Consider the following 22200-nt stretch of genomic DNA (forward strand, 5'->3'; position numbering starts at 1 on the left):
AGCGAGTGGCGGATGCGCAGCATGTGCGACCAGATCATGCGTTTGCAAGAGAAGTTCCCCGTGCTAGTCGCCCCCGTCCATTACAAATCAAGGCGCCAAATCCCCCGAAATGACGACTTACGAATCCGATTTGCTGCGATTGCTCAACGAGCGGGGCTATGTCCATCAGGTGACGGACGCTGCGGGACTGGATGCCCTCGCAGCGCGACAAACCGTTCCCGGCTATATCGGTTTCGACGCCACTGCGCCTTCGCTGCACGTCGGCTCGCTGGTGCAGATCATGATGCTGCGCCGCCTGCAGCAGACTGGGCACAAACCGATCGTCGTGATGGGTGGCGGCACTACAAAGATCGGAGACCCTTCGGGCAAGGACGAGAGCCGCAAGATGCTCACGCCCGAACTCATCGACGAGAACATTGCCGGCATCCGCACGGTGTTCGAACGGCTGCTGACATTCGGTGACGGGCCGACCGACGCGGTGATGGTCAACAATGACGAATGGCTGGCGGACCTCGGCTATATCGAGCTGCTGCGTGACGTGGGACCCCATTTTACCATCAATCGCATGCTCACCTTCGACTCGGTGAAGCTGCGGCTCGAGCGCGAGCAGCCGCTGACCTTCCTCGAATTCAACTACATGATCCTGCAGGCCTACGACTTCATGGAACTGGCCCGCCGCTACGGCTGCCGGTTGCAGATGGGCGGCAGCGACCAGTGGGGCAATATCGTCAACGGCATGGAACTGGCCCGCCGCAAGGACGGTACCGAACTGTTCGGTCTGACGACACCGCTGCTGACCACGGCCGACGGTTCGAAGATGGGCAAAACCGCCGCAGGTGCCGTGTGGCTGAACGAGGCCCAGCTGCCGAGCTACGACTTCTGGCAGTACTGGCGCAACACCGACGACCGCGACGTCGGCCGCTTCCTGAAGCTGTTCACCGACCTGCCGCTGGAAGAGATCGCCCGGCTCGAAGCGCTCGAAGGCAGCGAGATCAACCAGGCGAAGATCGTCCTGGCCGACGAAGTCACCAAGCTGGTGCGCGGCGAAGAGGCTGCGGCCTCGGCTCGCGCCACCGCCGAGCAGACCTTTGCCGGCGGCGGCAAGGGCGATGACTTGCCGGTGCTGGAAGTGGCTGCGGGGGGAATTCGGATCGGCGCTGCATTAACCGAACTTGGCTTCACAAAGTCCAATGGCGAGGCCAAGCGCAAAGTGGCCGAAGGCGCGGTTAAGCTTGAAGATGAAACCGTATCCGACCCCGGCTTCCTGGTCGAGTTGGCGCCCGGAGACGAGGCCCGCATCAGCCTAGGTAAGAAACGCCACGGTATCCTTCGCGGAGCCTGACTTTACCAAAAATCCACCATTGGGTGCCAGTAACATTCCCGTCCATTAACTCGGAAGGAAGTGGCATCCTATGGCAGGCGGCGCTCAGCTCTCCGTCACCGATATGCGGCGCTCCACGCGCCATCCGGTCGACTATTCGGTCATCGCCGAGCATTTGCAGCACGGCGATGTCACCATGCACATCTGCAACATCTCCGCTCATGGCTTCATGATCGACGGTGCGGAGGGCGTTAACCGTGGCGACCGCATGATCATCCGCCTTCCCTCCGTAGGCCGGATCGAAGCTTACTGCATCTGGGTGACCGAAGATCGCGCCGGCTTCCAGTTCGAACGGATCATCCGATTCGACGACTTCCAGGGCATGATTGCCGAGATGCAGCCGAACCCGGCGCTGCGTCGTCGCGGCTGACTCCAGCGACAGACTTTAGCTCCTGCTACATTGACTAGCTTGGCAAGCGCCATTCACGCTGCCATTGCGCGCGGGTGAGCACCGCAAACTCTCCCTTCCGCATCGCCAATTACCGCGCCTACTGGGTCGCGCGCCTGTGCATGACACTGGCGCAATATGCGATGCTGCTGATCATCGGGTGGCAGACCTACAACCTGGCGCGCGATGGCGGGATGAGCGTGGCCGAAGCGTCCGGCCAGCTGGCGCTGATCGGCCTGCTGCAATTTGTGCCGCTGTTCCTGCTGACGCCGTTCACCGGTCTGGCGGCAGACCATTTCGACCGTCGCAACCTCGGTCGCATCACGGTGCTGCTGCAATTGCTCTGCGCGGCGACTTTGGCCACCTTTACCTGGCAGGAGGCTATCGGCCTGCCGGTGCTGTTCACCATCGCCGTGTTCCTGGGCATCGCCCGCGCCTTTGCCGGCCCGGCCCTGTCGGCCCTGGCGCCGAACCTGGTGCCGCCGGCCATCCTGCCGAATGCCATCGCCCTGTCTTCGATTGCCTGGCAGACCGGGATGATCGTCGGTCCGGCAGTGGGCGGAGTGCTGTACGAGGTCGAACCCTTCCTGCCCTATGCCGTGGCTGCGATGCTGTTCGCCGTGGCGATCACCTCGCTTTCCTTCATCGGCGAAGTGCCGCGCGGCAAGAAGAAGGCTCCGGCCAAGCCCATCCAGCAGGTCCGCGAAGGGCTGGTCTATGTCTGGCAGAACAAGATGGTGCTCGGCTCCATCACGCTGGACCTGTTCGCCGTCTTCCTGGCCGGCGCGACCGCGCTGTTCCCGGTCTATGCGCGCGACATCCTGCAGGTCGGCGCCAGCGGCCTCAGCCAGCTGGCCATGGCCCCCGCTATCGGCGCCGCGCTGACGGCGCTGTGGTTCTCGTTCCGGCCGCTGAAGAACAATGTCGGCCCGAAGATGCTGTGGTCCGTCGCCGTGTTCGGCCTGGCGACCGTCGTCTTCGCCTTCTCGACGAATATGGCGCTGAGCCTGGCCATGCTGTTCATCGTCGGCGCGGCGGACATGATCTCGGTCTACATCCGGCAGTCGTTGATCCAGCTGCACACGCCCGATGACAAGCGTGGCCGCGTCTCAGCCGTGTCGTTGCTCACTATCGGTGCATCGAACGAGTTCGGCGACTTCTTCTCCGGCAGCCTCGCGTTCCTGATCGGCCCGGTCGCAGCGGTGGCGCTGGGCGGAACCGGGGCAATCATTACCGTCGGCCTGTGGGCCGTACTGTTTCCGGTGCTACGCACTACCAAGACCTTCGATCCGCCCGATAATCTGCTAGAAGGCGACGACGACCCGCATTCCGAGCCTGCAAAACAGGGAAGCTGACACATGAAGTTCGACAACGTCCTGCAATCGATCGGCAACACCCCGCACATCCGCCTGTCGCGCCTGTTCCCCAATCACGAGGTCTGGGTGAAGAGCGAGCGGGCCAATCCCGGCGGCTCGATCAAGGATCGCATCGCGCTGGCGATGGTAGAGGATGCGGAGAAGTCCGGCGCGCTGAAGCCAGGTGGGACGATCGTCGAACCGACCAGCGGCAACACCGGTATCGGCCTTGCCATGGTGGCCGCGGTAAAGGGCTACAAGCTGATCCTGGTCATGCCCGAAAGCATGAGCCTGGAGCGTCGCCGCCTGATGCTGGCCTATGGCGCCAGCTTCGACCTGACGCCCAAGGAAAAGGGCATGAAGGGCGCGCTGGAACGCGCTGCCGAACTGGTCGAGTCTACCGGGAACGCGTGGATGCCGCAGCAGTTCGAGAATCCGGCCAATGTCGATGTGCATGCGCGCACGACCGCGCAGGAGATCATCGCCGACTTCAAGGACGCCCCGCCCGCCTACCTCATCACCGGCGTCGGTACCGGCGGCCACCTGACCGGTTGCGCGGAGGAGTTGAAGAAGGCCTGGCCGAGCATGAAGGCCTTTGCCGTGGAGCCGGAGCTCTCTCCGGTGATTTCCGGAGGCCAGCCCGGCCCGCACCCGATCCAGGGCATCGGCGCCGGCTTCATCCCCGAGAACCTCCACACCAACGCCATCGACGGCGCGATTGCCGTGGATGCCGAGGCAGCCAAGGACATGGCGCGTCGCTGCGCCCGCGAGGAAGGCCTGCTGGTGGGCATCAGTTCGGGCGCGACGCTGGCGGCAATCGAGAGCAAGCTGGCGGAGCTCGAAGCGGGCACCCGCGTGCTGGGCTTCAACTACGATACCGGCGAGCGTTATCTCTCCGTGCCCGATTTCCTGCCGACCGAATGAGCGGCTTCGAAAAGGTCGCTTACGAGGACGCGGGTACGGCGCTGACCGGCCTGCTGGCACGCCCTGAAGGTTCGCCTCGCGCTGCCGTGCTGGTGTTTCCGACCATCATGAATCCTACCGCTGCGGTGGAGGCCAAGGCCCGCTCGCTGGCGGAAGACGGTTACCTGGCACTGGTCGCCGATTTCTACGGCAAGACGCCGGCCAGTTTCGACGAGGCTCGCCTGTTCGCCGGCGAAATCCGCGAAGCGCCGGAACTCTATCGCCAGCGGTTGCGGGCATCGCTGCGGGCGCTCGCCCGGATCGAGGAAGTGAAGGACCTGCCCTTCTTCGTCATCGGCTTCTGCATGGGCGGACAGGCGGCGCTGGAACTCGCCCGCGAAGGTGCCCCGGTCGATGCCGCGGTCAGTTTCCACGGCCTGCTCGACACGCAGGTCCCGGCCCAGCGGGACAGCGTGAGCGCGCGCATCCTCGTCTGCCATGGTGATGCCGATCCGATGGTGCCACGCGAACAGGTGCTGAAATTCTGGCAGGAAATGGACCGCGCCGGGGCCAACTGGCATTTCCACTCCTATTCTGGCGTGAAACACGGGTTCACCAATCCCGCCCCGACGGAAAATCCCGCCACGGCCTACGATGCCAGTGCCGACCAGCAAAGCTGGGCGGCGATGCATTCGCTTTTCGACGAGTGCATGTCCTCCTGACCCCAAGGGGTTGAACCATGCTGCACTGCGCCATAAGCTGATGGGGTGGGTCGCTTTTCCGGGGGAAAGGGAAAGTGGAATCGCTTGAAAACGCCAGTGATGGCAAACGCTCGTTTCTGTACCGCTGGCTGAAGCAGCGGCGGCACGCGCTGAACGCGTGGGGCGCCAAGTATTCGAAGATTCCCGACGAACCTGTGCTCGACCCTGCCCTGTTCGACTGGACGGCGGAAATCGCCGCGCACTGGACGGACATTCGCGACGAGGCGCTGGCGATATATCGCCAGGTCGACGCCATTCCGCCGCTCCGGCGCATTTCGCCGGACCATCGCCGCATCGCGCAGGACGACAGCTGGCGCAGCTTCTTCCTGATCGGCTACGGCAACGAGGTGCCGGAAAACATCGCCCGCGCGCCCAGGACCTTTGCCCTGGCGAATCGCATTCCGCAGCTCAACTCGGCCTTCTTCTCGATCCTGGCGCCCGGAGCGCACATCGTTCGCCATCGCGGTGTGAGCAAGAGTTTCTTCACCGCGCACCTCGGGCTGTCCGTGCCAGACAAGTGGCAGGACTGCACGATCCAGGTCGAGGACCAGGACCTGCACTGGCGCGACGGCGAGTGGACGATTTTCGACGATACCTGCGAACACGAGGTGTGGAACCGCACGGACCAGCCGCGCATCATCCTGCTGTGCCAGGTCGGACGTCCGCTACGCTGGCCGGCCAGCTGGGTCGCCCGCGCCTTCATGGCCTACATCAAGCACAGTCCCTTCGTGACCGAAGCCAAGCGCGAACTCGCCGTGTGGGACGACGCCTATCGCAAGGCCGAGACCGACGCCTAGACCTGTCGCACGAACTCCTCGGCCGGCAGTGCCATGAGGTTCTCCGCCCCCGCTTCGATCCGCCGCCGCAAGGCTGCCGTTTCCGGCAGGGCCTGCTGGACATAGTGACGCGCGGTGACGCGCTTGGCCGTCGCGAAATCGTCGTCCCGTCCATCGACCGCCTTGACCATGCGCACCCACATCCAGCCGATGGCGACCACGCCGATCATTTCCATGAAGGCATAGGAGGCGGCGCCAAGGTTGTTCGGGTCTTCGGCGGCATGTTCGAGGATCCAGCGCGCGGAGGCCGCCGTGTCGGCCAGCGCCGCGCCCATCGGAGCAGCGATCCACTCCGGGGCATCGGCGAGCTCGGCCTCCACCATCTGCGCGAAGCGGGTGGCGACCTGGCCGCCGTCCTTGGCCAGCTTGCGTCCGGCAAGGTCCATCGCCTGCACGCCGTTGGCGCCTTCGTAGATCATGCCGATGCGGGCATCCCGCACGATCTGTTCCATGCCCCATTCCTTGACGTAGCCGTGCCCGCCGAAGACCTGCTGCATGTCCACCGCCGTCTCGAAGCCACGATCGGTGCCATAGGCCTTGATGACCGGAGTGAGGAAGGACACCAGCGCGTCCGCTTCCTGCCGCTCTTCCTTGCTCGGCGCGGTGTGCGAGCGATCGATCTGCATCGCCGTCCATAGCACCAGCGCCCGGAAACCCTCGGCAAAGGCACGCGCGTCCAGCAGCAGGCGGCGCACGTCGGGGTGGACCAGCAGCGAATCCGCCGGGGCGGACGGATCGGGCCGTTCGCCCATCGCCCTGCCCTGCATGCGCTCCAGCGCATAGGCAGCGGCGCGCTGGTAGGCGTGTTCGGCATGGGCGAGGCCCTGCACACCCACGCCAAGCCGCGCGGCATTCATCATGATGAACATCGCGGCGAGGCCGGCATTCTCTTCGCCTAGCAGCCAGCCTGTCGCACCGTCGAAATTCATCACGCAGGTGGCCGAACCGTTGAGGCCCATCTTGTGTTCGATCGCCGCGCAGGAGAGCGTGTTGCGCTCGCCGTCGGGCAGGATCTTGGGCACGAGGAACAGCGAGATACCGCGCGACCCGGCGGGCGCGTCGGGAACGCGGGCCAGCACCAGGTGGACGATGTTGTCGGTCAGGTCGTGCTCGCCGCCGGAGATGAAGATCTTTTCCCCGCTCAGCGCATAGGTGCCGTTGCCGCGCGGCTCCGCCTTGGTGCGCATCAGGCCGAGGTCGGTGCCGGCATGGCCTTCGGTCAGTGCCATGGTGGCGAGCCACTCGCCGCTGATGATCTTGGGGACGTAGCTGTCCTTCAGATGGTCGGAGCCGGAGGCGATGATGGTCGATGTCGCCCCGCCGACAATGCCGGGATACATCATGAAGCCCGGGCAGGCGGAATTCATGTACTCTTCAAAGACCGTGCCCAGCACGTGGGGCATGCCTTGCCCGCCGTATTCCTCTGCCGCGGCCAGCGTGTTCCAGCCGGATTCGACAAGCTGCGCGTAGGCTTCCTTGAAACCTTCGGGCGTGGTCACGCTGCCATCGTCGTGACGCGTGCACCCCTGGGCATCGGCCACGGGGTTTAGCGGCGCCAGCACCTCGGTGCAGAACTTGCCCATGCCTTCGACGACCGCCTGCACGGTGTCCTCGTCCAGTGCATCGTAGCCGGGAAGTTCGCAATCGGTCACGCCGAGCACGTCGTTCAGTACGAAGAGCGTATCGCGCGTGGGCGCGCTCCAGCCGGTCATTCGGTATTCTCCACCTGCGAAAGCCATTCGCCATCGAGCTGGCGATAGAAGCAACTGCGTGCGCCGGTATGGCAGGTGGGCCCGGCAGGCAATGCCTTGATCACCAGCGCGTCCTGGTCGCAGTCGACCAGCACCTGCCGGACGTTAAGCACGTGACCGGACGTCTCGCCCTTCTTCCACAGCTTGCCCCGGCTGCGCGAATGGAAGTGCGCCACGCCGGTCTGGCGCGTCATGGCCAGCGCTTCGGCATCCATGAAGGCGACCATCAGGACTTCGCCTGTCTCGGCATGCTGCACCACCGCGCTCAGCAACCCTGCCGCGTCAAACTTGGGCATGAAGGTGCGCCCGGATTCTCGATTCGTCTCAGGGTCGGAAATCGCTTCTGTCCTTTCGCAAATGCACAACAAGTTGCAGTCTACATACTCGTTTGTTGCACGATAATCACAATCCTGTCCCAAATACTATCATCTGAGACAAAAGCGGTTTGCCTTTGAACCTTTCAATGGGATGAATGCGGTTCGGCTTGACGAGCCGACTGCCATTCCGGCCAGGGAATGGGGGGTCCTGGTGCCTACTGAACGAACGGGGGCATCAGGTCATGAGGGTTTGGAGCCGACGCGCCTGCTGGGGGGCTCGCGCGAAGGTTCCAGCGAAATCGTCACGCGAACACCCGGGCTAACACCCCGGGTGTTTTGCTTTCAGCCCTGGTGATCCAGCACGCGGGAGAAGCAGGCCACGTGCACCTTGCGCGCGCCAGCCTGCTTCAGTGCGGCGCGGCAGGCCTTGCTGGTCGCGCCACTGGTCAGCACGTCGTCCACAAGCAGGATTTGCGCACTGGCGATTCGCTCTCGCCGGGCCGGATTCACGGTGATCGCGCCCTGCAACACCTTGGCGCGCTCTGCCCGCCCCAGCCCACCAAGGCTCGGGGTGCGTTTGGGCCGCAACAGCCCGTCGACCAGCAGCGTGGTGTGCCCGTGCTTGCACAGCTCGCCCGCGATCAGGGCCGACTGGTTGTAACCGCGTTGCCAAAGCCGCACGCGATGGAGCGGCACGGGCACCGCCAGCCACTCGCCGTCCAGTTCGGGTAGGCGGGCCGCAATCTGCCGCGCCATCATCCCTGCCAGCGCGATCTTGCGCCCGTGCTTGAAATTCAGGACCAGCCGGCGCGCCGTGTCGTTGTAGAGCGTTGCGGCAGTTACGCCGTCTTCTCGCGGCGGAATTTCCAGCGTGGACCAGCAATCGGTGCACAGTCCTTCCTGTGCCGCGATGGCATCACCGCAAAGCGGGCAGCGCGGAGGATAAATCAGGTCTACCAGCGGTGCGAAAGCGTGTTTCAATGCCATTCGGGCTATGCTGCCCGCGCCGGTGTCGGTAGGCAAGCGCGCATGGCAACGGCACCACCGGCAATCTTCTCTCCCGTCCGCAAGCAGGCGCGGTACGATCGCGCCCGGCGACTGGGTGGCGATCACTTCCTGTTCGAGACGATGATCGAGGATATTCTCGAACGTCTGGCCTTCGTGCGGCACACGTCCAAGACAGCGGCTTTGCAAGGCCTCGGCAGCAAGGCGCTGGCCGAGGCAGTCGGTTGCGAAGCCACGTTCCTTGCCGGCGACTTCGACACCCCGGTCGCGGCGACATCGCAGAGCTTCGATCTCGTCGCCAGCATTGGCTCGCTCGACACCGTCAACGACCTGCCAGGCGCGCTGATCCAGATGCGCGAGCTGCTGACGCCCGAGGGCCTTGCCATCGCCAGCTTCGTCGGCGGCGCGAGCCTCGGCAAGCTGCGGCGGGCAATGATAGATGCCGAGCCGGACCGTCCGGCAGCACGGATGCATCCGCTCGTCGATCCGCGTTCTGCTCCGGCCCTGCTGGGTCGTGCCGGATGGCGCGATCCGGTGGTCGACAGCTTCGTTCTGACCGTCCGTTACGGCTCGCTCGACCGGCTCGTGCAGGACCTGCGCGCCCATGGCCTGGGCAGCGCCCTCGCCAAGCCGGCGCCTCCACTCGGTCGCGATGCTTTGCAGCGTGCCCGCGCGGCCTTCCTCGCTCAGGCGGACGAGGACGGGAAGGTCAGCGAGACCTTCGAGATCATCACCCTGACCGGGCGGCGTTAGGCCTTCGCGGCGCGCAAGGCTGCCTGTGCCGCCGCCAGTCGGGCAATCGGCACGCGGTAGGGCGAGGCGCTGACGTAATCGAGGCCCACCTTCTCGCAGAAGGCGATGCTTTCCGGGTCGCCGCCGTGCTCGCCGCAGATGCCCAGCTTGATGTCCTCGCGGGTCGAGCGGCCACGCTCGGCAGCCAGTTCGACCAGCTGGCCGACGCCATCGACATCGAGGCTGACGAAGGGATCGCGCTCGTAGATGCCCTTGTCGACGTAGGGTGCAAGGAAGCGGCCGGCATCGTCGCGGCTCACGCCCAGCGCGGTCTGCGTCAGGTCGTTGGTGCCGAAGGAGAAGAACCGCGCCTCATGCGCGATTTCATGCGCCATCAGCGCGGCGCGCGGCAGCTCGATCATGGTGCCGACGAGGTAATCCACCTTGGCGCCCTTCTCGGCGAAGACTTCCTCGGCCACGCGTTCGACCAGTGCGCGCAGGATTTCCAACTCCTTGCGGGTGGCAACCAGCGGGATCATCACTTCGGGGACGACCGGCTCGCCGCCCTCAGCGGTGACTTCGCAAGCCGCCTCGAAGATTGCGCGCGCCTGCATCTCGTAGATTTCGGGAAAGGTAATGCCGAGGCGGCAGCCGCGATGGCCGAGCATCGGGTTGAACTCGTGCAGCTCGTTTGCGCGGCGCTTCAGGTGGTCGACACCCAGGCCAAGGCTATCCGACAATTCCGCGAATTCCTCGTCCCGCGTGGGGAGGAATTCGTGCAGCGGCGGATCGAGCAGGCGGATCGTGCACGGCAGGCCCGCCATGGTGCGGAAGATCTCGGCAAAGTCGCTGCGCTGTTCGGGCAGCAGGCGGGCGAGCGCGGCACGGCGGCCTTCCTCGCTCTCGGCCAGGATCATCGCGCGCACGGCGCTGATGCGGCTTGCATCGAAGAACATGTGCTCGGTGCGGCACAGGCCGATGCCTTCCGCGCCGAAACCGCGCGCGGTGCGGCAGTCTTCGGGCGTTTCGGCGTTGGTGCGCACCTTCATGCGGCGATGCTTGTCCGCCCAGTCCATCAGCACGCCGAAGTCGCCGGCGAGTTCCGGTTCGATGGTCGGCACGCGGCCCGCCATGATCTGTCCGGTCGCGCCGTCGAGGGTGATGACATCGCCCTCCTTCAGTTCGCGGCTGCCGATGCGCAGGGTGCGGTTATCGAGGTTGATCGACACGGCCGAGGCGCCGGAGACGCAGGGGCGGCCCATGCCGCGGGCAACGACGGCGGCGTGGCTGGTCATGCCGCCACGCGCGGTCAGGATGCCGCGCGCTGCATGCATGCCGTGAATGTCTTCGGGCGAAGTCTCGACGCGGACGAGGATCACGTCCTCCTCGCGCCCGGCCCACAGTTCGGCGGTATCGGCGTCAAGCACGATCTTGCCGGATGCGGCACCCGGCGACGCGGGCAGGCCCTTGGCCAACTCGTCACGTTCCGCATCGGGATCGAGCGTCGGGTGCAGTAGCTGGTCGAGCGCCATCGGATCGACGCGCAGGATCGCGGTTTCCTCGTCGATCAGGCCCTCGCCCACCATGTCCACCGCCATCTTCAGCGCGGCCTTGGCGGTGCGCTTGCCCGAACGGGTCTGCAGCATCCACAGCTTGCCCTGCTGCACGGTGAACTCGATGTCCTGCATGTCCTTGTAGTGACGTTCCAGCAGGTCGAACACGCGGGCGAGCTCGGCGTAAGCCTCGGGCATGGCTTCTTCCATGCTCGGCAGTTCGGCACCGGCAGCTTCGCGGCGGGCCTTGGTGAGGTACTGCGGAGTGCGGATGCCTGCCACCACGTCCTCGCCCTGTGCGTTCACCAGCCACTCGCCGTAGTAGGAACGTTCGCCGGTCGAGGGATCGCGAGTGAAGGCGACGCCGGTGGCGCTGGTCTCGCCCATGTTGCCGAACACCATGGCCTGGACGTTGACGGCCGTGCCCCAGTCGCCCGGAATGGAGTTCAGGCGGCGATAGACCTTGGCGCGGTCCGAATCCCAGCTGTCGAACACGGCCTTGATCGCGCCCCACAGCTGCTCCTGCACGTCCTGCGGGAACGGTTCGCCGCGTTCGGCCAGCACGATCTGCTTGAACTCGCCGACCAGCTCCTGCCAGTCTTCCGCGCTCATCTCCGTATCGGAGAAGTAGCCGCGGTCTTCCTTGGCGATTTCCAGCGCTTCCTCGAACAGGCCGTGGTCGAGGCCGAGCACGACGTCCGAATACATCTGGATGAAGCGGCGATAGGAGTCCCAGGCGAAGCGCGGGTGGCCGCTGGTGGCCAGCAGGCCTTCGACGGTCTTGTCGTTGAGGCCGAGGTTGAGGACGGTGTCCATCATCCCCGGCATCGAAACGCGCGCGCCCGAGCGGACCGAGACGAGCAGCGGATCGGCGGGATCGCCGAAGGTCTTGCCCACGCTCTTCTCGATATGCGCCAGCGCCGTGGTAACGTCGGCGCGCAGCTTGGCGGAGAAGTCCTCGCCCTGGTTCAGGTAGCGGACCGATTCCTCGGTGGTGATGGTGAAGCCCGGAGGCACCGGCAGGCCGATGCTGGCCATCTCGGCCAGGTTGGCGCCCTTGCCGCCGGTCACGGTCTTGTCCTTCTGGCGGGGATCGTCGTGCGGTGCGTTGCCGCCGAAAGTGTAGACCGTCTGCGTCATTTGCGCTTCGTGTTTCCTGCAATGTGGAACACATGGAACAGTGTTCTAGGTAGCAATTCTCATCCCTCGATCTTCGAGAAATCCGCGACGTTGTGCACTGCAGCACGAAAACGTGCAAGCAGGTCGAGCCGGGCCGCGCGCTTGTCCCCATCTTCGTCGTTCACGGTCACTTCGTCGAAAAACGCATCGATCGGCGCGCGCAGGGAAGCCAGCGCCGACATGGCGGCTGCGAAGTCCTCCCGTTCGATGGCCTGCGCGGCCTGCGGTTCCGCGGCATCCAGCGCGTCGATCAGGGCCTTTTCGGCGGGTTCGGGCGTGTAGGACAGTTCGCGGTCATGGCGCTCGGCCATCTTGGCGTCGACCACGGCCTTCAGGTCCGGATCGTCGACCTGCGCCAGCGGGTCTTCCTCGCCGGTCTGCGCAATCTCGCCCTCGACGCCGAGCCATTCCTCCTTCTTGAGGATATTGGCGGCACGCTTGTACCCGGCGAGCAGGTTGGTGCCGTTGTCGGTTTCGACGAAGCTTTGCAGCGCGTGGACGCGGGCGAGCAGGCGAACAAGATCGTCCTCCCCGCCAAGTGCGAAGACCGCGTCGATCAGATCGTGGCGAACGCCCGCTTCGCGTTGCTGGACCTTGAGGCGGTCGGCGAAGAAGTCGAGGAGCGACCAATTAATCTCTTTGACGCGCGCCTTGATCTCCGCCTCATATGAAGCACGTTCTCGCCGTGTGACTTCTTCGATGACGGCCTGATCTGTCAGCCCGATGAGGTCATTGAGCGAGTTTTCGAGCGCGATATCCAAGTCGACCAACCGAGGATTTCGGGCTCCGGTCGCCTTTTCGAACTCGGTTTGCCTAATGCTTGCTCGGAGCCCGTTTTCGACAATTATTGCGATTACACCAAGAGCTGCCCGACGGAGAGCGAATGGATCCTTTGATCCGCTTGGTCGCATGTCATGGGCGAAGAAACCGACCAAAGTATCCAGCTTGTCCGCCAGCGACACCGCCACGGTAACCGGCGCCGTCGGCACGTCATCGCCCTGCCCCACCGGTTTGTAGTGATCGCGAATGGCCTCGGAAACTTCCTGCGGCAGGCCTTGCTTCTCGGCGTAATACCCGCCCATCAGGCCCTGCAGTTCGGGGAATTCGCCGACCATCTCGGTGACGAGGTCGGCCTTGGCGAGGCGCGCGGCCTGTCGAGCCAACGCCGGATCGCAGTTCGGCACGATGCCTTCGGTGGCCAGCCATTCCGCAAGCTTGGCCACGCGCTCGACCTTGTCGGCGACGGTGCCCAGCTTCTCGTGGAAAGTGATCCGCTCCAGCTTCCTGGCATGGTCGGCCAGCGGGGTTTTCTGGTCCAGTTCCCAGAAGAAGCGCGCGTCGGAAAGGCGGGCTGCCAGCACCTTGCGGTTGCCGTCGACAATCGCCGCGCCGCCGTCGGCGGCTGCGATGTTCGCGGTGCAGACGAAGGCGTTGGCCAGGTTGCCCTGCCCGTCTTCGCAGACGAAATACTTCTGGTTCACGCGAGCGGTGAGCTGGATGACCTCTGGCGGCACGTCGAGGTAGTCCTCGTCGAAACGGCCCAGCAGCGGCACCGGCCATTCGGTCAGGCCAGCGTTCTCGATTACCAGTCCCTCGTCCTCGACCAGCTTGAGGCCGGCTTCGGAGGCGACCTGGGCCGCGTGTTCGCGGATCAGGTCCTGCCGTTCCTCGTGATCCACGATCACATGGCCGGCACGCAGCTTCATCGCGTAGTCGTCGGCATTGCCGATGGTGATGTCGCCCGAATGGTGGAAGCGGTGACCCAGCGTCACCGCGCCGGACGCGACCCCATGCACCTCGCACTCGACCACGTCGTCGCCCAGCAGCGCCACGATGCCCGACAGCGGACGCACCCAGCGCAGGCTTTCGGTGGAGAGCGATGCCGCGCCCCAGCGCATGGACTTGGGCCAGCTGAAATCGCGCACGATGGCGGGGATGGCTTCGGCCAGCAGGTCCGCCGTGGCGCGACCGGGAATGCTCTTGACGGCAAAGTAGGTCTCGCGCCCTTTCAGGTCGCGCACTTCCAGCTCGTCGCGGGTCACGCCGTTCTTGCGGCAGAAGCCGTCCACGGCCTGGTCCGGCGCGCCGACGGGCGGGCCCTTGGCCTCTTCGGACACGGCCTTGGTCGCTTCGGGCAGGTTGCGTGCGATCAGCGCCAGCCGGCGCGGGGTCGACCAGACGGCGACCTCGCCCACGGCGACACCGGCAGCATCCATCTCGCGACGGAACAGCTTTTCCAGCTCCGCGCGGGCACCGGCCTGCATGCGGGCGGGGATTTCTTCGGAGCGCAGTTCGAGGAGGAAATCACTCATAGCGACCACTCCGGATACCTGGCCTGCCACTCGGGCGTCATCTTCTCCGCGTACTTCTCGCAGGAACCGCGCGCCAGGTCGCGCACGCGGGCCATGTAGCTGGCGCGTTCCTGCACGGAAATCACGCCGCGTGCCTGCAGCAGGTTAAAAAGGTGGCTGGCTTCCACCGCCTGCTCGTAGGCGGCGATCGGAACGTCGGCTTCCAGCGAGTTGCGGCACTCCGCCTCGGCCTTGTTGAACAGGTCGAACAGGGCATCGGTGTCGGCGACCTCGAAGTTCCACTTCGACATCTGCTTCTCGTTTTCGAGGAAGACTTCGCCGTAGGAGACGCCCTGCCCGTTGAAATCGAGGTCGTAGACGTTGTCGACGCCCTGGATGTACATGGCGAGGCGTTCCAGACCGTAGGTCAGCTCGCCCGCCACCGGCTTGCAGTCGAACCCGCCCATCTGCTGGAAATAGGTGAACTGGGTGACTTCCATCCCGTCGCACCAGACTTCCCAGCCCAGGCCCCAGGCGCCCAGCGTCGGGCTTTCCCAGTCGTCCTCGACGAAGCGGATATCGTGTTTCAGCGGATCGATGCCGATCACTTCCAGCGACTTCAGGTAAAGCTCCTGGATGTCCGACGGGCTCGGCTTCAGGATCACCTGGTACTGGTAATAGTGCTGCAACCGGTTCGGGTTCTCGCCATAGCGGCCATCGGTCGGGCGACGGCACGGCTGCACGAAGGCGGCGTTCCACGGTTCCGGCCCCAGCGCCCGCAGCGTGGTCGCCGTGTGGAAGGTGCCCGCACCCATGCGCATGTCATAGGGTTGCAGGATCAGGCAGCCCTGCGCGCTCCAGAAATCATGGAGGGCGAGGATCATGTCCTGGAAGCTCTTTTGCGGGTTGCGGTCCATGGGCCTACTCATTTCGCCGCGCGCAATGGCTCAACGCCTGTCGAGCGTCAATGCCGCAGGCGCGAAGACTGCTTGACTTGGCCCGCGAAGCATGGACGAAAACCCCGCATGAGCACGAGTATTCTCAGCCGATTGCTGGCCCCGTTCGCACTGCTGGCAACGGCCTTTGCCGCACCTTTGGCGGCGCAGCAGGCAAATCCTTACGCCTTCACGCAGGATTACGAACCCGCCCCGGCGATCTGGAAGCTGTCGGACGAGGACACCACCATCTACATGCTCGGCACCATCCATCTGCTTCCGGAGGGGTTCCGCTGGCGCAATCCGCAGCTCGACGCGATCATCGACGAGGCGGACGTGCTGGTGGTGGAAACCACCGAAGAGGAAAGCGACGGCATGATGGAGGCGATCAGCCCGAAGCTGGCCAACGTCCTCACCTCGCGCACGCCCACTTCACGCCAGCTGTCCCCGCTCGGACGCACGCGCTGGCGGGAACTGGTGGCGATGTCCGGAATGCCCTTCGAATATGTCGATTCCCTGCCGGTCATGGTGGCCCTGCTCGGCTTCGGGCAGGCGGGCCTGGAAAGCGATCCCTCCAGCTACGAATATGGTGTCGAGACCGTGCTGGAGCGGGAATTTACCGCCAGCGGCCGCCCGATCGAGTCCATCGAGGACTTCGGACGCGTGATGTACGGACTGTTCCGCGTCAACGATACCGAGGTCGTGCGTGAGCTCGACATGCAGTTGCGCGCATGGGGCGGCAAGACGCTGCATGGGCTTTACGACGCGCATGCAAACAACCTGACCGGCGATGCCTACTGGGCGATGGAGCATGCCTGGGCACGCGGTGAGGTGGCAGAAGACTTCGATCTCGGCTTCGGTGTCGGCACGATCGGCGAGACCTTCCACGAGGTGCTGCTCAATCGCCGGAATGCCCGGTGGGCGCAGTGGCTGGAAGATCGGCTCGACCAGCCCGGCACGGTGTTGCTGGCGGTTGGCGCCGGACATTTCGAAGGTTCGGATTCGGTGCTGGCGAAGCTTGAAGAACGCGGGCTTGCGGCCGAGCGGATCAATTGACGGCTGTCAGCAGTCATGCCGAAGCCTCTATAATCACGGAAAACAGGCCGCATACACCTTGCGGAAACCGGTCAGGCGCTAGGCATGCGCCGCACCCTCCAAATCCTGCCTCGGAGCCAATGATGAAGCAGCTGTTCGCCCCCCTCGCCGCGCTTGCCGCCCTCAGCCTGGCGGCCTGTGCCGGTTATCCCGACGCGGTGACAACGCAGGAGCACGAGGCAGCAGCGGAAGAGGCGTCCGGCCCCTCCGGTCCGGCGCTGTGGCGTGTGGCTGACGAGGATACCACGGTCTACCTGTTCGGCACCGTCCACTTCCTGCCCGAGGGCATTGACTGGTTCACCCCGCAGATCGAGCAGGCGCTGGTCAGCGCCGGCCAGTTCGTTTCCGAAGTCGATACCAGCGCCATTCCGGAGGTCGTCCCCGGTGAAGCTCCGCCGCCCGAGGCGCTGGCGATCGCGCAGATGCAGATGCAGCTGGCCCAGCTCACCACCGGTGGCACACTGCGCGACCTGATGAGCGAGGAAGACCGGGCCGAATACGAAGCCGTCGTAGAGGCCATCGGTCTGCCGTTGGAACCGCTCGACCAGTTCGAGCCGTGGTTCGCCTACATGAACATCCTGCAGATTGGCCTGGTGCAACAGGGTCTGGATCCCTCGTTGGGCGTCGAGCGGACGCTGGATGCCTATATCGAAGGCAAGGATCGCGCCGCGTTCGAGACACTGGAGCAGCAGTTCCTCTTCCTCGACAGCCTGCCGGTGGAATCGCAGCTCGACCTGCTTGACGAGACGGTCGAAAACCTGCCTGAACTCGGCAACGGCCTACGCACGATGGTCGACAGGTGGATGGCTGGTGATGCGGAAGGCCTCGCCGCCATCATCAACGAGGAAATGACCGATCCGGCGGTGGTCGAAACGCTGCTTACGAGCCGGAACGCGAATTGGGCAGAATGGATCGATAACCGCATGGACCAGCCCGGAACCGTCTTCATCGCCGTCGGCGCTGGTCACCTGGCCGGCGACGGCAGCGTGCAGGCTTACCTGGCAGAGCGCGGCTTCGCGGCGGAGCGGGTCGGGCATTGATCGGCAGGCTGCTCAAATCCCTGGCTCTGGCCGGGACGCTGTGGCTGGCAGGCTGTGCCGACCAGTTCGTGCCCGAAAGCGAGTGGCCCGAGGCTTCCCCGGCCATCTGGGAAGTCAGCAACGCTCAAGGCGAAAAGGGCTGGCTGTTCGGCACGGTCCACGCCCTGCCGCCTGACCTGATCTGGGGCACCCCGATGCTCGACGATGCCTTCTCGCAGTCGGGCGTGCTGGTGGTGGAGGTGACCAATCTCGACGCCGAGTACGGCCAGACGCTGATCGAGACGCTGTCCCGCACGCCGGGCCAGCCACCCCTGTCCACTCGTGTCGAGCCGGCCGAGCGTGACGAGCTGCGCGCGCTGATGCAGGCGGCCGACATGGACGATGACGATTTTACCGACATCGAGACCTGGGCCGCGGCCCTCACCCTGTCGGGTGCGGTGCGCACCGGCGATCCGCGCAACGGTGTCGACCGCGCGATGATTGCTGCCGCCGACGAGATCGTCGGGCTGGAGAGCTACGGTCGGCAGATGAACATGTTCGACACGCTGAGCGAGGCTGCGCAGAGCGACCTGCTTTACGGCGTCGCCCGCGTCCACGCCCAGGGCGGAAGCGATGCCATGCTCTCGGCCTGGGTCAGCGGAGATGCGGAGACCATGGGCGAGCATGTCAATTCCGCGCTGGATTTCTCGCCCGAACTGCGCCGCGTGCTGCTGACCGATCGCAACCGCCGCTGGACGGCGCAGATTTCCGCGCTGATCGACGAAGGGCGCGCGCCTTTCGTCGCCGTGGGCACCGGACACCTGGTCGGCAGCGAAAGCGTGGTCGAGATGCTGGGTGAGCAGGGCTTCACCGTCAGGCGCATCCAGTAGTTGCAATAAGCCGCAATCCTGCTAAACGCGCGCCCTTCCTGCCGATGTCATCCCTGGAGGCGCGGCGGAAGTACATTACCGCAATCGAAAGGCATTACTGATGAGCGACGCTCTGAACCTGCCGGCCGAGTTGCGCGAACGGGCTGGCAAGGGAGCCTCCCGTGCGTTGCGACGCGAAGGCCGCGTACCCGCTGTCATTTATGGCGGCAAGGAAGAACCCACTCCCATCCACGTGGAGGAAAAGCTGCTGGTCCAGCAGTTGATGACGGGTCACTTCATGAATTCCATCGTGATGATCGAAGCCGACGGCAAGAAGGTCCGCACCCTGCCCAAGGATGTGTCCCTGCACCCGGTCACCGATCGTCCCGTCCATGTCGATTTCCTGCGCCTTTCGAAGGATGCGAAGATCGAGGTCGCCATCCCGGTCGTCTTCGTCAACGAAGAAGACAGCCCCGGCCTCAAGAAGGGCGGCGTGCTCAACGTTGTCCGTCACGAACTGGAACTGGTCTGCGAAGCGGACAAGATCCCCAGCGAGATCCAGATCGACGTTACCGGCCTGGAAGTTGGCGACTCCATCCACATCAGCGCCCTGACCCTGCCCGAGGGTTCCGAAAGCGCGATCACCGATCGTGACTTCACCATCGCCACCGTGGTTGCTCCGTCCGCGCTCAAGCGCGCCGAGAGCGAAGCCGAGGAAGGCGAAGAGGTCGAAGCGGATGCCGTGCCTGCCACCGAGCAGGGCGAAGACGCCGACGCTGCCGAAGAGCAGGAAGAGAAGAGCGAGTGATGCTGCGCAGCACGCTCGCCTCGCTCGCAGCATTGAGCATGGGGCTGGCCGGGGTTTCGACCCTTGCGCCGGCCCCGGCCGCTGCCCAGCAGGCTGGCGTGCTGCCCAGTGACCCGCAGGATTTCCAGTGCTTCGTGCTGATGCAGCAGCGCCGCTCGCTGCTGATGGCGAACACTACCCTGCCCGCTGCCCAGCGGGTCGATATCCTCAACAACCTGACGATCATCTCGGCCTTCTATGCCGGGCGCATCAGCCACTATTCCTCGGCCGATGCCGTGGCCCAGTTCCGCAGCGCGCAGCAGGCCATCAACGGTGCCTCGCCCGCGCAGCTGGATGAATTCGCCAACGTCTGCGCGAACTTCTACCTGTCGGTGATGCAGATCCTCGACAACACCTCGCGTCAGGCCAACACCGTGCAGCAGGTCCCGCAGACGGGCATTCCGCAGGGTCAGCGTTAAAGGGGAACAACCCCATGCAACTCTGGGTAGGCCTCGGCAATCCCGGACCGCGTTACGCCATGCACCGGCACAATGTCGGCTTCATGGCGTGCGACGTCATTGCCGACATCTACGATTTCGGGCCCACGCAGAAGAAGTTCCAGGGCTGGCTGCAGGAAGGTCGCATCGGCGGCGAGAAGATCCTGCTGCTGAAGCCCGCCACCTTCATGAACGAAAGCGGCCGCAGCGTCGCCGAGGCATTGCGCTTCTACAAGCTGCCGGTGGAGGCACTGACGGTCTTCCACGACGAGCTGGATCTCGCCCCGTTCAAGGTCAAGGTGAAGCAAGGAGGTGGCACCGCCGGCCATAATGGCCTGCGTTCGATCGACGCCCACCTCGGCCCCGATTTCCGCCGGGTACGGATCGGCATCGGCCATCCCGGTAGCAAGGACCGGGTGACCGGCCACGTGCTCGGCAACTACGCCAAGGCGGAGCAGGACGACCTGGTCCAGATGCTCGGCGCCATCGGCAGCTGTGCAGAATGGCTGGCAGCGGGCGACGACCCGCGTTTCATGAGCGAATATGCGCTGAAGATGCAGGACTGAGCGACCGCTCGCTCAGCTGGCGGCCTCGATGGCACTCTGCAGGCGCATGGCTGCGGCATCCCCCTGACGCCGGGCAATGATCGGACCGGCTATCGCCCGCGCCGTTTCCACTTGTCCCAGGTTCAGCAGCGCCTCGGCGTAGAGCAGGCGCGCGGGGTCGTGGTCCTGCAGTTCCGCCTCACTCGCTTGCAGTCGCTGGCGGACCGCCTCCCAGTCTCCATCCCAAGCCTCGACCCGCGCCTGCTGGTAGACGAATTCGCGATCCAGCGGACGGGTCTGCGCACCATAGGCGATCAGGTGACGCGTGACGTCGCGCTCACCGGCTGCTTCCGCAGCCCCGATGGCGGCCAGCAGCGCCGGCCGGTCGAGCGGCACGATCTCGATGATCCGCAGGTACTGCGACATCGCCTGGAAATGCTCGCCTCGCGCGTCGGCAAGGCGGGCGGCAACGAACAGCGTCTCGACCCGATCGGGCGCGGCATCCTGTGCCAGGGCAACGGCTTCTTCCGCTGCCTGGAGGTTGTCACGATTGAGATGGAAGCTGGCCTCCGCGCTGTAGAGCTTGGCCTTTTCGCCGGTAGCCCTGCGGCCTCGCAGGAAGGCTTCCATGGCCCCGGCTTCGTCATTCTCCAGCGCTGCCAGCAAGCCCCGCAGGCGCCAGGCTTCGGCACTGGCATCGTCACCGATCAGTTCCCGAGCGCCGGTGACGTCGCCTGCCTGCAGCCGTCCTTCGGCCGCGATCAATGTCTGTTCGCCGGGATTGCCGCCGGCTTGCCGGATGCGTTCGATCGTCGCCAGCACCTCTTCGCCCTGCCCCATGGCCAGCTGCGCGCGCGCCAACAGCTCGAGCGCCTCGATATTGTCGCCGTCGTCGACCAGCGCCGCCAGCGCGAGGTCGCGCGCGGCGATATAGTCCTGCGCGTCGAATGCTTGTTGCGCGTCAGTCAGCGCATCGCTCCCCAGAAAGGAACAACTGCCGAGGCCAATTGCCGCGCAAATTGTCAGGAAATGACGCACCGTTTTCATCGCCAGTCTCATTAGGCGCGAAGTTCAAATTTTCGGTGAACCGTCGAGAATTCTTACAAATGCGACTCTCCGGGAAGGCCGTTAACCATCGTCAGCCCCGGATTCCGCGACATGGCACGGCAATTGCTTCGCATGCGTCAACCACATTCCTAGGGGGTATTCGGATGTTGAAACGACTTTTCGCGGCTGTTCTGGCCTTCGCCACGGTCGGCGTCGCCTCGCCGGCTCTGGCCGATCCAATCACGTTGGACAGCAGTGATATCGGCAGCAGCTTCACCATTGATTTCGATGGCTTCGTCGACAGTGCCGGCAACACCGTTGACGGCCTGTCGAGCTCGATCACCTTCACTCTCGATGAAGTGACCGGCGACAGCTATTCGTTCAGCTACCAGGTCAACAACACCACCGACAGCGGGCTGACATCGAACCTTTCGAGCTTCGCCTTCAACGTCGATCCGGACATTTCCGGCGCGAGTGTCGATGGTGCTTACAGCTTTGCCTTCGTCACCGATGGCGCCGCCAACGATCCCAGCTATCCGAACCAGATCGGTGCGGTGGACGTTTGCTTCAAGGCGGCCAACAGCGGTTCCTGCTCCAACAGCGGCGGCGTTGCCGAGGGCCAGAGCGGATCGGGCACGCTGACGCTCAACTTCGATCCGGACGCATCGTCGATCACGCTCGATGACTTCTACGTGCGTTACCAGGGCATCACCGGTGCCGGCGACGTGACCTCGGCCAGCGGCCAGGGCACTACGACTTCCGGCAGCACCAGCGGCACGCAGGTTCCGGCTCCGGGCATGATGGGCCTGTTCGCCCTCGCCCTCGCCGGTCTCGGCCTGCTGCGCCGTCGCCGCCGCGACGAAGAAAGCGAAGGCGGCCTGCAACCGGCCTACGCCTGATCTTCGGGTGAAATGATCAGAAAGGCGCCGTTCCTCGCGGGGCGGCGCCTTTTCC

The 22200-nt window shown here is 64.7% G+C and carries 21 protein-coding genes; 14 read left to right on the top strand and 7 right to left on the bottom strand.

Translation table 11 applies throughout. From position 1 onward, the window contains the following. Positions 1-109: 109 nt before the first annotated feature. The 6 genes from tyrS (at position 110) to OZN62_RS02090 (ending at position 5585) form a co-directional block, all read left to right on the top strand. Positions 110-1342 carry a tyrosine--tRNA ligase gene (tyrS, locus tag OZN62_RS02065; RefSeq protein WP_269101084.1) on the top strand — a complete coding sequence of 411 codons (1233 nt, stop codon included), beginning with the start codon at positions 110-112 and terminating at the stop codon, positions 1340-1342. A gap of 70 nt (positions 1343-1412) precedes the next feature. Further along, complete coding sequence (locus tag OZN62_RS02070; RefSeq protein WP_269101085.1) at positions 1413-1751, top strand: PilZ domain-containing protein; 339 nt, start codon at positions 1413-1415, stop codon at positions 1749-1751. A gap of 74 nt (positions 1752-1825) precedes the next feature. Next, positions 1826-3124, top strand: a complete 1299-nt coding sequence (locus OZN62_RS02075; RefSeq protein WP_269101086.1) for an MFS transporter — start codon at positions 1826-1828, stop codon at positions 3122-3124. 3 nt (positions 3125-3127) lie between these two features. Continuing rightward, the gene (gene cysK, locus OZN62_RS02080) at positions 3128-4048 is read left to right on the top strand and encodes a cysteine synthase A (protein WP_269101087.1); all 921 of its coding nucleotides are present in this window, start codon (positions 3128-3130) and stop codon (positions 4046-4048) included. Next, the gene (locus tag OZN62_RS02085; protein WP_269101088.1) at positions 4045-4749 is read left to right on the top strand and encodes a dienelactone hydrolase family protein; all 705 of its coding nucleotides are present in this window, start codon (positions 4045-4047) and stop codon (positions 4747-4749) included. The genes cysK and OZN62_RS02085 overlap by 4 nt, the downstream gene beginning before the upstream one ends. Positions 4750-4823: 74 nt before the next feature. After that, complete coding sequence (locus OZN62_RS02090; protein WP_269101089.1) at positions 4824-5585, top strand: aspartyl/asparaginyl beta-hydroxylase domain-containing protein; 762 nt, start codon at positions 4824-4826, stop codon at positions 5583-5585. Here OZN62_RS02090 and OZN62_RS02095 read toward each other — a convergent pair. From OZN62_RS02095 to OZN62_RS02105, 3 genes are all read right to left on the bottom strand, one after another. Then, positions 5582-7336, bottom strand: a complete 1755-nt coding sequence (locus OZN62_RS02095) for an acyl-CoA dehydrogenase C-terminal domain-containing protein (RefSeq protein WP_269101090.1) — start codon at positions 7334-7336, stop codon at positions 5582-5584. The two genes, OZN62_RS02090 and OZN62_RS02095, sit on opposite strands and share 4 nt — an antisense overlap. Further along, positions 7333-7713, bottom strand: a complete 381-nt coding sequence (gene hisI / locus OZN62_RS02100) for a phosphoribosyl-AMP cyclohydrolase (protein ID WP_269102202.1) — start codon at positions 7711-7713, stop codon at positions 7333-7335. Before hisI ends, OZN62_RS02095 begins: the two co-directional genes overlap by 4 nt. A 321-nt stretch (positions 7714-8034) precedes the next feature. Next, positions 8035-8679: a ComF family protein gene (locus tag OZN62_RS02105; protein ID WP_269101091.1), complete on the bottom strand. Its 645-nt coding sequence runs from the start codon at positions 8677-8679 to the stop codon at positions 8035-8037. A 42-nt stretch (positions 8680-8721) separates the two neighbouring features. Between OZN62_RS02105 and OZN62_RS02110 the strand changes: the two genes are divergently transcribed. Continuing rightward, positions 8722-9450, top strand: a complete 729-nt coding sequence (locus OZN62_RS02110) for a methyltransferase domain-containing protein (protein WP_269101092.1) — start codon at positions 8722-8724, stop codon at positions 9448-9450. On the opposite strand, the gene ppdK is transcribed toward OZN62_RS02110, so the two are convergent. Genes ppdK through OZN62_RS02125 form a run of 3 tightly spaced genes read right to left on the bottom strand, consistent with a single transcriptional unit; the run spans position 9447 to position 15369 of the window. Next, positions 9447-12122, bottom strand: a complete 2676-nt coding sequence (gene ppdK / locus OZN62_RS02115) for a pyruvate, phosphate dikinase (RefSeq protein ID WP_269101093.1) — start codon at positions 12120-12122, stop codon at positions 9447-9449. The genes OZN62_RS02110 and ppdK overlap by 4 nt on opposite strands. Positions 12123-12181: 59 nt before the next feature. Next, positions 12182-14473 carry a glycine--tRNA ligase subunit beta gene (gene glyS / locus OZN62_RS02120; protein ID WP_269101094.1) on the bottom strand — a complete coding sequence of 764 codons (2292 nt, stop codon included), beginning with the start codon at positions 14471-14473 and terminating at the stop codon, positions 12182-12184. Continuing rightward, on the bottom strand, positions 14470-15369 hold the full coding sequence (locus tag OZN62_RS02125; protein ID WP_269102204.1) for a glycine--tRNA ligase subunit alpha: 900 nt from the start codon (positions 15367-15369) through the stop codon (positions 14470-14472). Before OZN62_RS02125 ends, glyS begins: the two co-directional genes overlap by 4 nt. A 108-nt stretch (positions 15370-15477) precedes the next feature. Here OZN62_RS02125 and OZN62_RS02130 point away from each other — a divergent pair, with 108 nt between their 5' ends. The 6 genes from OZN62_RS02130 (at position 15478) to pth (ending at position 20220) form a co-directional block, all read left to right on the top strand. Then, on the top strand, positions 15478-16443 hold the full coding sequence (locus OZN62_RS02130) for a TraB/GumN family protein (protein WP_269101095.1): 966 nt from the start codon (positions 15478-15480) through the stop codon (positions 16441-16443). Positions 16444-16562: 119 nt separating this feature from the next. Next, the gene (locus tag OZN62_RS02135) at positions 16563-17522 is read left to right on the top strand and encodes a TraB/GumN family protein (protein WP_269101096.1); all 960 of its coding nucleotides are present in this window, start codon (positions 16563-16565) and stop codon (positions 17520-17522) included. Next, positions 17519-18391 (top strand): TraB/GumN family protein, encoded by an 873-nt coding sequence (locus OZN62_RS02140; protein WP_269101097.1) that lies wholly within the window; start codon positions 17519-17521, stop codon positions 18389-18391. The genes OZN62_RS02135 and OZN62_RS02140 overlap by 4 nt, the downstream gene beginning before the upstream one ends. A 100-nt stretch (positions 18392-18491) precedes the next feature. Next, positions 18492-19178 carry a 50S ribosomal protein L25/general stress protein Ctc gene (locus OZN62_RS02145; RefSeq protein ID WP_269101098.1) on the top strand — a complete coding sequence of 229 codons (687 nt, stop codon included), beginning with the start codon at positions 18492-18494 and terminating at the stop codon, positions 19176-19178. Next, the gene (locus tag OZN62_RS02150) at positions 19178-19636 is read left to right on the top strand and encodes a hypothetical protein (RefSeq protein ID WP_269101099.1); all 459 of its coding nucleotides are present in this window, start codon (positions 19178-19180) and stop codon (positions 19634-19636) included. The genes OZN62_RS02145 and OZN62_RS02150 overlap by 1 nt, the downstream gene beginning before the upstream one ends. Positions 19637-19650: 14 nt before the next feature. Beyond that, complete coding sequence (pth, locus tag OZN62_RS02155) at positions 19651-20220, top strand: aminoacyl-tRNA hydrolase (protein ID WP_269101100.1); 570 nt, start codon at positions 19651-19653, stop codon at positions 20218-20220. Positions 20221-20232: 12 nt separating this feature from the next. On the opposite strand, the gene OZN62_RS02160 is transcribed toward pth, so the two are convergent. Then, the gene (locus OZN62_RS02160; RefSeq protein ID WP_269101101.1) at positions 20233-21246 is read right to left on the bottom strand and encodes a tetratricopeptide repeat protein; all 1014 of its coding nucleotides are present in this window, start codon (positions 21244-21246) and stop codon (positions 20233-20235) included. Between the two features lie 164 nt (positions 21247-21410). On the opposite strand from OZN62_RS02160, the gene OZN62_RS02165 reads away from it, so the two are divergent. Continuing rightward, a complete protein-coding gene (locus OZN62_RS02165) occupies positions 21411-22145 on the top strand; it encodes a cistern family PEP-CTERM protein (RefSeq protein ID WP_269101102.1) in 735 nt (244 codons plus the stop codon). The last annotated feature ends 55 nt before the right edge of the window (positions 22146-22200 follow it).

It is taken from the genome of Aurantiacibacter sp. MUD11 (assembly GCF_026967575.1).
Classification (GTDB): domain Bacteria; phylum Pseudomonadota; class Alphaproteobacteria; order Sphingomonadales; family Sphingomonadaceae; genus Alteraurantiacibacter.

Bases quoted from the DNA above. Each gene is read 5' to 3' on its own strand.
- OZN62_RS02085 (WP_269101088.1), top strand. From the start codon at position 4,045: ATGAGCGGCTTCGAAAAGGTCGCTTACGAGGACGCGGGTACGGCGCTG.
- OZN62_RS02070 (WP_269101085.1), top strand. From the start codon at position 1,413: ATGGCAGGCGGCGCTCAGCTCTCCGTCACCGATATGCGGCGCTCCACG.
- OZN62_RS02110 (WP_269101092.1), top strand. From the start codon at position 8,722: ATGGCAACGGCACCACCGGCAATCTTCTCTCCCGTCCGCAAGCAGGCG.
- pth (WP_269101100.1), top strand. From the start codon at position 19,651: ATGCAACTCTGGGTAGGCCTCGGCAATCCCGGACCGCGTTACGCCATG.
- tyrS (WP_269101084.1), top strand. From the start codon at position 110: ATGACGACTTACGAATCCGATTTGCTGCGATTGCTCAACGAGCGGGGC.
- OZN62_RS02125 (WP_269102204.1), bottom strand. From the start codon at position 15,369: ATGGACCGCAACCCGCAAAAGAGCTTCCAGGACATGATCCTCGCCCTC.
- OZN62_RS02135 (WP_269101096.1), top strand. From the start codon at position 16,563: ATGATGAAGCAGCTGTTCGCCCCCCTCGCCGCGCTTGCCGCCCTCAGC.
- ppdK (WP_269101093.1), bottom strand. From the start codon at position 12,122: ATGACGCAGACGGTCTACACTTTCGGCGGCAACGCACCGCACGACGAT.
- OZN62_RS02165 (WP_269101102.1), top strand. From the start codon at position 21,411: ATGTTGAAACGACTTTTCGCGGCTGTTCTGGCCTTCGCCACGGTCGGC.
- OZN62_RS02150 (WP_269101099.1), top strand. From the start codon at position 19,178: ATGCTGCGCAGCACGCTCGCCTCGCTCGCAGCATTGAGCATGGGGCTG.
- OZN62_RS02160 (WP_269101101.1), bottom strand. From the start codon at position 21,246: ATGAAAACGGTGCGTCATTTCCTGACAATTTGCGCGGCAATTGGCCTC.
- glyS (WP_269101094.1), bottom strand. From the start codon at position 14,473: ATGAGTGATTTCCTCCTCGAACTGCGCTCCGAAGAAATCCCCGCCCGC.
- OZN62_RS02130 (WP_269101095.1), top strand. From the start codon at position 15,478: ATGAGCACGAGTATTCTCAGCCGATTGCTGGCCCCGTTCGCACTGCTG.
- OZN62_RS02095 (WP_269101090.1), bottom strand. From the start codon at position 7,336: ATGACCGGCTGGAGCGCGCCCACGCGCGATACGCTCTTCGTACTGAAC.
- OZN62_RS02145 (WP_269101098.1), top strand. From the start codon at position 18,492: ATGAGCGACGCTCTGAACCTGCCGGCCGAGTTGCGCGAACGGGCTGGC.
- cysK (WP_269101087.1), top strand. From the start codon at position 3,128: ATGAAGTTCGACAACGTCCTGCAATCGATCGGCAACACCCCGCACATC.
- OZN62_RS02105 (WP_269101091.1), bottom strand. From the start codon at position 8,679: ATGGCATTGAAACACGCTTTCGCACCGCTGGTAGACCTGATTTATCCT.